11 protein-coding genes are annotated in these 11,071 nt (G+C 42.9%); 3 read left to right on the top strand and 8 right to left on the bottom strand.

Features of this window, described 5'->3' with window-relative positions:
- The first annotated feature begins 252 nt into the window (after window positions 1-252).
- On the top strand, window positions 253-1,539 hold the full coding sequence (locus tag JUI58_RS09110) for a glutamyl-tRNA reductase (RefSeq protein ID WP_204103457.1): 1,287 nt from the start codon (window positions 253-255) through the stop codon (window positions 1,537-1,539).
- Between the two features lie 314 nt (window positions 1,540-1,853).
- A complete protein-coding gene (locus JUI58_RS09115) occupies window positions 1,854-3,767 on the top strand; it encodes an iron uptake porin (protein ID WP_204103458.1) in 1,914 nt (637 codons plus the stop codon).
- A gap of 83 nt (window positions 3,768-3,850) precedes the next feature.
- Here JUI58_RS09115 and trpA read toward each other — a convergent pair whose 3' ends face one another.
- Window positions 3,851-4,645, bottom strand: coding sequence for a tryptophan synthase subunit alpha (gene trpA / locus JUI58_RS09120; RefSeq protein ID WP_204103459.1), 795 nt, complete (start codon window positions 4,643-4,645; stop codon window positions 3,851-3,853).
- A 146-nt stretch (window positions 4,646-4,791) separates the two neighbouring features.
- Between trpA and JUI58_RS09125 the strand changes: the two genes are divergently transcribed.
- Window positions 4,792-6,423: a glycosyltransferase family 39 protein gene (locus tag JUI58_RS09125; RefSeq protein ID WP_204103460.1), complete on the top strand. Its 1,632-nt coding sequence runs from the start codon at window positions 4,792-4,794 to the stop codon at window positions 6,421-6,423.
- 118 nt (window positions 6,424-6,541) lie between these two features.
- Here JUI58_RS09125 and JUI58_RS09130 read toward each other — a convergent pair whose 3' ends face one another.
- The 7 genes from JUI58_RS09130 to JUI58_RS09160 all read right to left on the bottom strand — a co-directional run bounded on the left by JUI58_RS09130 (window position 6,542) and on the right by JUI58_RS09160 (window position 10,712).
- Window positions 6,542-7,264 (bottom strand): 2-phosphosulfolactate phosphatase family protein, encoded by a 723-nt coding sequence (locus tag JUI58_RS09130; protein WP_204103461.1) that lies wholly within the window; start codon window positions 7,262-7,264, stop codon window positions 6,542-6,544.
- 59 nt (window positions 7,265-7,323) lie between these two features.
- Window positions 7,324-8,217 (bottom strand): mechanosensitive ion channel family protein, encoded by an 894-nt coding sequence (locus JUI58_RS09135; RefSeq protein WP_204103462.1) that lies wholly within the window; start codon window positions 8,215-8,217, stop codon window positions 7,324-7,326.
- An 81-nt stretch (window positions 8,218-8,298) separates the two neighbouring features.
- On the bottom strand, window positions 8,299-8,718 hold the full coding sequence (locus JUI58_RS09140; RefSeq protein ID WP_348539866.1) for a pentapeptide repeat-containing protein: 420 nt from the start codon (window positions 8,716-8,718) through the stop codon (window positions 8,299-8,301).
- 186 nt (window positions 8,719-8,904) lie between these two features.
- Window positions 8,905-9,066 carry a YqaE/Pmp3 family membrane protein gene (locus JUI58_RS09145; protein WP_204103463.1) on the bottom strand — a complete coding sequence of 54 codons (162 nt, stop codon included), beginning with the start codon at window positions 9,064-9,066 and terminating at the stop codon, window positions 8,905-8,907.
- Window positions 9,067-9,202: 136 nt separating this feature from the next.
- A complete protein-coding gene (locus JUI58_RS09150) occupies window positions 9,203-9,499 on the bottom strand; it encodes a hypothetical protein (protein ID WP_204103464.1) in 297 nt (98 codons plus the stop codon).
- Between the two features lie 77 nt (window positions 9,500-9,576).
- Window positions 9,577-9,882 carry a hypothetical protein gene (locus tag JUI58_RS09155; protein WP_204103465.1) on the bottom strand — a complete coding sequence of 102 codons (306 nt, stop codon included), beginning with the start codon at window positions 9,880-9,882 and terminating at the stop codon, window positions 9,577-9,579.
- Between the two features lie 215 nt (window positions 9,883-10,097).
- Window positions 10,098-10,712: a hypothetical protein gene (locus tag JUI58_RS09160; RefSeq protein WP_204103466.1), complete on the bottom strand. Its 615-nt coding sequence runs from the start codon at window positions 10,710-10,712 to the stop codon at window positions 10,098-10,100.
- Window positions 10,713-11,071 lie beyond the last annotated feature (359 nt).

Here is an 11,071-nt window from a genome sequence, read left to right on the forward strand (position 1 = left end):
AGGAACTCACCGCTAAGTCCTCCGGACTCTAGCGGGAGCTTGAAAAAGCCCTAACCTGACCAGACTCAGCGAGAAATCGCTACGTTATTTAGATGGGTCATCGGTGATGGGTAATGAAAACTGTGTCATTACCCGTTCCTGGCTACTCGTTACTCCCATCGTTAAGTATTGTGTAGCGATCGCTAAATTTAGCCAAAGAAACCCTGAAAATAGGGCAGATACAGACAAAGAAATTTTAAGAAGTATTTATTTATGAATATTGCAGTTGTCGGCTTAAGTCACAAAACAGCCCCCGTTGAAATTCGCGAAAAAGTCAGTATTCCCGAAGCTCAACTTGAAGAAGCGATCGCCCATATTAAAACTTATCCTCACATTGAAGAAGTTGCCATTCTCAGCACCTGTAATCGTTTAGAAATCTATTTTATTACCACGGAAAGCGAGCCTGGGGTGATTGAAGTGACCCAGTTTCTCGCGGAAATTAGCAAAATTTCTCTCTTCCATTTACGCCGACATCTCTTTGTCCTTCTCCATGAAGATGCCATGCGCCATTTAATGTGGGTTGCAGGTGGTTTAGATAGTTTGGTTTTGGGAGAAGGGCAGATTTTGGCACAGGTGAAAACTACCCATAAACTCGCCCAAAAGTATAAAGGCTTGGGAAGATTGTTAGATCGTCTCTTTAAGCAGGCGATCGCAGCCGGAAAGCGAGTTCGCAGCGAAACCAATATTGGCACCGGTGCCGTCTCTATCTCCTCTGCGGCGGTAGAATTGGCGAAAATTAAGGCAGAAGACCTCTCCACCAAGCGCATTACCATCGTTGGGGCGGGGAAAATGGCACAATTGCTGGTCAAACATTTGCTCTCGAAAAAAGCAGAAAATATCACTATTGTCAACCGATCGCAGAAGCGATCGCAAGCACTCTCCCAAAAATTCCCCGAGGCAAACCTGAACTTAAGTCCCTTGGAGGAAATGATGGAGGCGATCGCCGATTCTGATATTGTTTTTACCAGCACCGGAGCCACAGAACCCATTTTAGACCGCGCCAAATTAACAGCGCATCTCCCCCCAGAGCAGTCGTTAATGCTTATTGATATCTCCGTCCCTCTCAACGTTCACGCAGATGTCAAAGAATTGGCTCAGATTCAACTCTATAACGTTGATGACCTAAAAGCCGTCGTTGCCCAAAATACCGCCCAACGCCGCAAAATGGCACAAGAAGCGGAAATACTACTGGAAGAAGAAGTGGTGGCTTATGAAGTTTGGCGGCGATCGCTAGAAACCATTCCCACCATTAATTGCCTGCGTCAGAAAATCGAAGATATTCGGGAACAAGAATTAGAAAAAGCCCTCTCTCGCTTAGGTACAGAATTTGCCGATAAGCACCAAGAAACCATCGAGGCACTCACCCGAGGTATTGTTAATAAAATTCTCCACGATCCGATGGTACAACTCCGCGCCCAGCAGGATATCGAGGCACGCCGCCGCGCCATTCAATCCTTGCATCTGTTATTTAATCTCGACACGGGAGAACAGTATAGTTAGATAGTTAGATAGTGATGGGTTTAACTCCAGAACACTTCAACGCGGTCTTTTGCCTTTTCTTCTTGACGAAAATCTCAGTCAAAAAACAGGGAAAAAACCGCACGGAAATTCCGTAGCTGAAAGAATCCCCAACCAAATCAAAGATTATGGTTGGGGAGCGTTCAACAATGGTACAATCGCAAAGAAATTCTTTTTACGATCTATAATCCCAAGTAGCGAAGTTTCGCTAAACTCGATATAGAGCGTATCGGAAGCAAGAAGTAAAGGAATTGGTTCTATCGCCCTATTTATTGGTTAAGTGTGAGGATGTATTCATGTCTAAAATTCCAGGAAAGGCTTTATTTTCCACCCCTGCAACCCTTATTGCAGTATTGGCAGTGCCGTTAGCAGTGCCGTTAGCAGTGTCGGGAGACGCATTTGCGAATCCAACAGAACCCTCCCCTAGTTCTTCCAGTAGCGATGTCCTACAACAAATCAATAATTACAGTACAGAAGGCATCCCCGGTCAGGCTCAATTTACCGGAGCATCTAAGTTTAGTGATGTTTCCCCCGGAGATTGGGCATTTCAAGCCTTAGATGATTTGGTTCGTCGCTACGACTGTCTTAAAGGCTATCCCAACGGCACTTATCGCGGCAGCCGCGCTTTAACTCGCTACGAATTTGCCGCCGGTTTAAATGCCTGCTTGCAACAGGTCGAACGCCTGCTTGCAGAAACCACTGCTGATTTTGTGACGCGGGACGAATTAGAAACCATCCGTCGTCTCATGCTGGAATTTGAGGTGGAACTCACAGCCCTGGGAACGCGGGTAGATAACCTTGAAGGACGAGTCGCTTTCCTAGAAGATAATCAATTTTCTACCACTACCAAGTTAGTTGGAGAAGTCATCTTTAACTTGGATACTGCGATCGGCGATCGCGCCAAGATTTTTGGCTTTAATGGTGCTGAATACTTCGATTTGGGTCTCTTAGACAATCAGACCATCGCTGACTCAGCCTCTCTGGCTAACACTCTCGATCAGAACCGGATGATCGGTCTGTTTGAAGAGGGGGGAACAGTTGACTCTGTTACCTTGGGACAATATCTCGCAGCTACTGGAGTTGGTGCAACATTCATCAACGACCTGGATACTATTCATGCAGACAGTAACACCACAGCCACAAACTTCCGAACCGATCGCAATAATAGCGTTGCCTTTGGCTATCGGGCGCGTTTAAACTTCGATACCAGCTTCACCGGACGCGATCGCCTTCGTACCCGACTGCAAGCGCGAAATTTACGGAATATTTCCCAGTTTGGCACCGGTTCCCCGCAAAACGACCCCAACAAATACGGGTTTACCGCCGACAATGATGTGCGTCTCGCCAAATTGTGGTATCGCTTCCCCGCAGGAGAAAATGTGATGCTTCACGTTGCCGCATCAGGCGTTAGCATTGACGATATTATCGATTCGGGAAGCACCAGTCCCTACGCCATTGATGGTATGCCCTTGGGTTTGGCTTATAATAACCTCTTCTATGAAGCCCCCGACGGTGGTGCCGCATTGGGAGCTAATATCAAACTGAATGAATCTTTCGGTGTCGATCTTGCCTACTTCTCCAATAATCCCAACGATGCCGGTACAGGAATCTTTAACGGTGGCTATACCGCCCCCATCCAACTGAATCTTGCACTGAATGAGGACTTCAAGTTAGCTTTGGGTTATGCCCACAGTTTCTCCCCCGGTGGCGCTCGCACGGGCAATAATATTACCCTTGGGGGAGCAACAAGCGTTTTGGGTGAATCTCCCTTTCTCTATGTCAACAGTAGCGGTAATATCCGAGAATCCGCCACTTCTGCCAACCATTGGAATGTATCTGGTAGCTTTGACCTCAGCGACAGCATTAATTTGAGTGCTTTTGTGGGGTACACCCAGGCGATCGCCGAATCTGGTGTACGTCGCGGTGATGTTGCCGATCTTTGGACCTGGGGCGCTAATTTAGGCTTCCCTGACTTGCTCAAGGAAGATGATGTTTTAGTATTGGGCTTCGGTCAACTGCCTTATTTAACCCGCGCTGAAAATGGTCCAAACGATCGCGGCGCGGCTTATATGGCTAACTTTGAGTATCGTTTCCCCGTTTCTGACAACATTGAGATTGCGCCTGGGGTTTACGCTGTTTTCAACCCCAATGGCAACCCCAACAATGATACGACTTTTGTAGGTATGCTGCGGACTACGTTTAGTTTCTAAACTAACCTAACCGCCTAAATTCCCGCCAAGAAGGGAAAAATACACATACAAGAGAGAGATTCCTAGGAATCTCTCTTTTTTGTTTACTGAATCGCTGCTTTTAAACTCTGGCAAAATGCTTCAATTGCTTTTAATCCTTCTTCGGGTGTTCCTTGTGCTAAAAGTTTCACTACTGCACTCCCGACAATCACTGCATCTGCACCCCATTCTTTCATTTGTTTGGCGTGTTCGGGTTGAGAAATCCCAAAACCCACCCCGATCGCCTTATCGGTGGTTTTGTGCAGTCTGGGAAGCAGGTCTTTAACGCGGGAAGCAACTTCTGTCCGCGCTCCGGTCACTCCGGTGACACTCACTAAATAAACAAAGCCTTGAGATTGTTTGGCGATCGCCTCTATGCGCTCTTGAGGACTCGTAGGGGCAACCAATAGAGTTAATTCAATTCCCACCTCCTTGCCTTTGGTTAGGAGTGCCTCAGCTTCTTCTAGAGGCAAATCCGGCACAACTAAACCCTTAACCCCTGCTTGAGCAATACGCTGCAAGAAAGGTTCAATACCGCGATATAAAATAGGGTTGTAATAAGTGAAGAGAACAATCGGGGCTGTAATCTCATCCCGCACTGATTCCACTACCCCTAGCACATCTTCCAGTTTAACCCCCCGCCGTAATGCCCTCGTTGCTGCTGCGTGAATGGTAGGACCATCAGCAAGGGGATCGGAATAAGGAACACCCAATTCAATGATATCTGCCCCCGCGCGATCGAGAATCCGCAAGGCTTTGGCAGTAGTTTCCAAGTCCGGGTCTCCCGCCGTGATGAAGGGGATGAGGGCGCATTGAGACTGAGATTTGAGGGTTTGGAGGCGATCGGAAACGGAGAGCATAAACGAGTTAGGTAATGGGTAATGGGTTATCATTTTATCTTATTGTTTTAATCTAATCCCAGATTGTTTCATTAATCAACTAATTTAAAGACCAATAATAATCAATTAAACTTCCTTAATGCGATCGCGCAACCTCATTTTTTCTTGTGCATTATCTCCTTCTCACTGCAATTCTTTGTCTCGGTACAATTCTCCGTTTCTGGCAACTCGATCGCAAACCTTTATGGGTAGATGAAATCATTACCGCGCTTTTTGGTTTGGGAAAAGGGTTTAAAAACTTGCCCTTAGAACAGATTTTAGCCGTCGATCGCATCCCAGATATTTTTATTTTAAATCCTCAAACCCAGTGTAGCGAAATTGTCTCTTATCTTGCCATGCAATCAACTCATCCTCCCTTATTCTTTTGTGCTTTGCATGAATGGTTGCTGGGAATTGATTCATGGGATGTTTCTTTAGCTTGGAAATTGCGATCGTTTCCAGCAATTTTGGGTGTTTTTGCGATCGCAGCTATATATCTCCTTAACCGTCTGGCTTTCTCTCCTCAAGCAGGATTAATAGGTGCAGCAATGATGGCTGTCTCTCCTTTTGCTGTTTATTTATCCCAAGAAGCACGACACTACACTTTACCCATTCTACTCTTAATCTTTGCACTCTGCTGTTTAATTTTAATACAAAAACAGCTTCAAAAAAAGAAATATTCACCGCTTCTTTGGCTACTTTGGGGAAGTATAAATTGTTTGGGAATCTATGTGCATTATTTTTATATTTTTGCCATCATTGCTCAATTTATAACGCTTTTTCTCGTTCTTTATAGAACGCCAAAAGTAGGCATTATTCGTCTTTTCTGGCCGTTTATTCTGGCGATCGCACCCTTTCTATTTTATCTCCCCTGGTTGCCCATTCTCCTAGAGCATTTTAACAGTCCCAAGACCAGTTGGCTCCCTGCGCCTAATTTCCTCCTTCCTATTCTACAAACCCTCGGGGGATGGAGTGCTATGTTTATCGCCCTTCCTGTGGAAAAACAGCCCCTATGGTTGCAAATTGTTAGTGTTACCTTTACTGTAATATTTATGGTCTGGGCGATCGCCTATTTCCTGCGCGGTTTCCGAAAATTGTACGCTTCCCCTAACACGCGAGAAAGTACCATTACTCTCTCTTGTTTTACCCTCTGCGTCCTGTTAGAATTTGCCGCAATTATCTATATTCTCGGCAAAGATATTAGTATTGCCCCTCGCTATCATTTCATCTATTATCCTGGCTTCTGCGCCCTCATTGCAGCCAGTTTTAGTCGCGATCGCCAATTCCCTTTATCCTCCCCACGATCGGCTATCATTTTCCTCCTTGTCGGTGCGATCGGCAGTCTCTGCGTGATTTTTAATTTTGCCTTTCAGAAACCCTATTATCCCCTCAAAGTAGCCCAACAATTTAACCAGTCTTCCGATCCAGTCATGGTCATGATGGCATACGAAAACACTCTCGAAATTGCAACTGGGTTAAGCTATGCCCTTACTTTTGCAGATATCCACGATCGCCCCGCTTACTTTACTTTTCTCAATAAAACCGATTTTGGGGGCTTTGAATATGTCTGGCGATCGCTGTCCCAATTCCCCCTTTCTCCTGCTTCTTTATGGGCGATCGTCCCCGGTTATGTCGAAGCATCCTACCCTCGCGAAATTGCTCTCAAAAACAGCAAATGTACAATAGATATTAAAGAACATTATCGCATCGGTGGCTTTCCTTATCAACTCTATCATTGCGATCGCGCAGGGGGGGTTTAAAATGTGATTAGCTTTCCTTTTTTTTTGCGATCGCATCGGTATTTTTATCTATATTTGCAAATCAAAGAAATTGAGAATACCTGTGAATACTTGTAAGGTGGGCAATGCCCACCGTAGATTAAACAGCTTTAATAACCCCTTTTTCAGTTTGCATGGGGAGAATATCAAGAATATCTGTTTTAGCGCAATATTCGAGGTCTTCAAGTAAATTCAAACCGGATAATCGCTTCCCGTGGCTCGCTTGGTGGAACAAATCTACTAACTTATCTTGCCAGCGATCGTAAAGGGCGATCGCCCCCAAAACTTCGTCATTACCAATCATGTCTGCATTCCCTTCATAAAACGGCATGGCGATCGCCCCCGCACAAACCGTATCTTCGAGGGAATAGTCTCCTTGCCAACCCGATCCCACCAACCAAACGGTTTTCGGTTGCTGTTGGCGTAAATATTCTACCGCAGCGTGACGGTTCACCTGTGCCGCAGTGAGAACCACGGGGGCATCTTCAACCCGTTGTAATGCCCTCGTTCCATTGGTAGTAGTGAGAAATAAACGTTTATCTTTAACTCTTTCTCTAGTACAAAAAAGAGGAGAATTACCCATATCACAAGTTTCAACTTGTTTGCCTCCTCGTTCTCCTGCCCGCAAGCGCTTCTCTACTGGCCACTCAGCACTCACTTCTAATAACTTATCAATATCGCTAAAAACTTGGACGGCTTCAGCACCAGCATTTAAAGCAGTGGCAATAGTTGTCGTAGCCCGTAGCACGTCGATGGCGATCGCGCAGTCGGGTAGCGAATCCGTGGGGGTCAATTCTGGCGTATGGTAAACAAAAAACTGCACGTTAATCCTTCATCTCTGCTGAAATTCCACCATCTATCTTACAGGGGAAGGGGCAGAATTTAGACAGAATTATGTTCGCGATCGCGAGACTTCGGCAGATAATCGCTGTACCTATCTTGATTGTAAAAATAGAGGGTGCGAATTGGATAAGGAATGCTAATATTAGCATCATCTAATGCCTGCTTAATGGCAAGAATGGCACGAGTTTTAGTAACGCGAACTTCTTTTTGTTGCGATCGCGTCCAATAGCGCACGAGAAAATCAATAGAACTATCCCCAAAACTGACCAAATCAATTTCGGGTTCGGGGTCTTGCAAGACACCTTCAACACCTTTAATAATGCCTTCTAAAATATCAGTTGCTTCGGGCAAAGAGGTATTATAGTCTACTCCTACAGCTAAATCGGTTCGACGAGAATCAAAAGCCGTTTGTACTTGCACTGCACTCGTAAAAACCTCTGAATTAGGAAGGAGAACTCTTTCTCCTTGATAGGTACGAATTTTAGTGGTTCGCACGTCAATTCGTTCCACAGTTCCTTCAAAATCTCCAACAATAATTTGATCCCCAATCCGAAAAGGTTCTTGCAAGAGAATCAAAGTCCCAGCAAGGAAATTTTTAAAAATATCTTGGAAGGCAAAACCAATAGCAACGGAACTCAATCCTAATGTTGCAACAATATCACCCAAACTCAATCCAGGGAAGGCAATAACTGCCGCAAAAAGAACCCCAAAAATCCAAGTTGCGATGTCAGCAATCTTCGTAATCAGGTGTTGTAGGGATTTACTGCGAACGGATTTTTCAGAAATTCTAGTTGCCAGTCCTCGCACGAACTGAGACAGATAACGAGTGAGAAAAAGAACGATAATTGCTGTTAAAACTGCTGGAATACTTTTAACACCACTGGCAACAATTTCTCTAAGACTGTCAAGAATTGTACTCAATAAATCAGTCATATTTCTATCTTAAAGTGCGAGGTGAATGAAGTGCGAGATAAATATAAAAAAGCGCCAAAGTTAAGAGGTTATATTACAAAATCAAGGGGCATTTCCACCGACACCGATCGCCGTGTTAAAGACGACGGCATTAGTTAGATCGATATCTTCCATTGACGCACCCACAACATGAGCATCATAGATTATAGCATGGCTGAGATCCACGCGATCGAGGTTGGCTCGATTCAAAACAGCATTGGTTAAGAAAGCACTGCTTAAATCCGCATTTTCAAGATTAGCACCGGTGAGATCTGCACCTTCTAGATTGGCTTCTGATAAATTGGCTCCTTCTAAGGAAGCATTTCGCAGATCTGCACCGATCAAATGTGCTTGAGATAAGTCTACATTAGATAGATCGCATCCAGGACAAGCATTAGTTCTGAGTAATTTTTGTTTGGGATTACCCGCTTGAGAAGGGGCAGATGCTAAAGTTAATAAAGCTAATAAAATAGAGGGGACGATGACTTTTAAATCCATTTTTTCTTGAAATAACAACAAAGTAATTGGGTGCATCTCAAAATGTAAATCTATACCAAGGAATCAAGATTCCTGCTTTTGATTTCCATGTTTCTGCAAGTTTTTTTAAAATTGAGATGCACCCAAACAAGGAAATAACAAAGCTGTGGAAAATAAATTTACAACCGAAATTTATTTCACCTTAAGAATAACCCAAATAGCATGAATGATTCCAGGAATATAGCCGCAGAAGGTCAAAAGAACATTGATCCAAAATTGCGTACCGATACCAACTTGCAGAAAAACGCCTAATGGGGGAAGTAAAATGGCAACAATAATGCGAATAATATCCATGAAAGTCTCCTTTTGAATTGAAGAAAAATGTTTGAGAAAGAGCTATTGCAGAAAAAGTGCTTTTCTGGAAATACTGAAATCAAGATGATAAGGTCAAGACGATGAGCAATGCAATTATACTATTAAAATTATAATATTAGAATCTAGAGGATGCACGTTCAAAAGCGGTGGTTAACTCATTCCATGCCTTCTCAAAACCAACTTGTAATTCTTGCCATGCGTCTTCGCTTGACTGCTGCATTTCTTGTAATTTAATATTTACGGCATTTTTTTTAGCTTCGAGTTCTTCCATTTGACTATAATACTCTAAAACTGCATCGGCTTTGGCTTGATTTGCTTTTGCGTTTAACTCATCAATTTGAGCGTTGATTTTATCAACTTCAGCTTTAACCTTTGCTTTGTATGCCTCTTTGTCTCTAATTTGAATTGCCATAACTCTAAATCCTATTGACCTACTTTGAGTAAAGGGGTAAGGTGGAAAAATAAGTAGAATTTTTCCACCTTTCATGATTATTGGAATTTATTAGACGCACGTTCAAAAGCTGTTGTTAACTCAGTCCATGCACTATCAAAACCATTTTGCAGGTCTTGCCATGCGTCTTCACTGGCTTGCTGGACTTCTTGTAATTTGGCGTTTACAGCATCTTGTTTTGCTTCGAGTTCTTCAATTTGGCTGTTATATTCTAAAGCTGCATCGGCTTTGGCTTGGTTTGCTTTCGCTTTTAATTCATCAATTTGAGCATTGATTTTATTAACTTCTGCTTTGACCTTTTCTTGGTATGCTTCTTTTTCTTTGATTTTCATTTGAGTTACCATAAATATGAACTCCTTTGCTTGACTTAACTATTATCATAATAACTCGGACTTTATAGTTTCTTCATCTATCGAGAGAAATAAATTTATAACTTTATGGTTATATCAAAAGGATGAATATATTATAAATCTATAATAAATACAGAGCTTACTTAATAAAAAAGGTGGAAGAGTTCCACCTTTGTTCGTGATTTAGTAATTCTGTGCTTGTTTTTGTTCTACGATGCTAACTGTGATGTTAACTGTGCTTCTTCTAGTACCCGATCGCGTGCCATTTCTAACTCTGTAATGATGGCAGAGATTTCGAGATCGGATATATCTTCTCGAACTGCAAAGATGCGTCTGAAAAAGAAACTATTCAATTGAAACAAACGATTTTTCAATTGCGAAAAATTTGCCTTTGGATCCCAAAGTAGCTTTTTAAAGTCGCGATCGATCCCCTCGGGAGAGAGTTCCTGTTTGGGAGTCGTAACAAGATAAAGTTGCACTTTGGCGATTAAGTTCATTGCCTTTCTTCGTTCTCGGGCAGCATTTGCTGCATTGACAACTTCTTGGCAAATTTCTTGAAACCACTGAGAAAAACGTAAAATTCTGGCTTGGCCTAAGATACCGCGTTGTCGTAATAAACGAATGAAATCTAAGCGATTGACATTTTCAAGTTCTTCGGCGATCGCATCGGGATTATTATTGCGATGGTAAAATAACGCTCGAAATTCCTTTTCGACAATTTCTTGTCTTTTTTTCCAAAAAGGGGTATTCAGCAGGTAATTTTCGACTTTTCCCCAGATATTGTTCTGTGTTCTTTGTTGCAACAAAGCATTACTGACAACCACAATGTTTTCTCCTTTTTCTTTTGACTTCTGATATTCTGATGATATTCTGATATACTGCTCTTTTTTCAGTTAGTTTGATTTACAGCACATAGCAATTTTCACTCTTCCACCATCTTAGAAAAATTTTGTTGCCCTATCATCTCCCTTGAGTAGTAGATTGCAGAGATTTAAAAATGGTAATCTCCATCTTAGGGAAGAAATCAAAGATGCGATCGCCCTACCAAATGAAAGAGGGTAGGGGAAATTCTCGGGTGCATCTCAGTTTTGTAAAAATAGCGAGCAAGATTTTGTAAAAATAGCGAGCAAGATTTTGTAAAAATAGCGAGCAAGATTTTGTAAAAATAGCGAGCAAGATTTTG

Origin of the sequence: Spirulina sp. CCY15215, from assembly GCF_016888125.1 — a bacterium.
Lineage (GTDB): Bacteria > Cyanobacteriota > Cyanobacteriia > Cyanobacteriales > Spirulinaceae > CCY15215.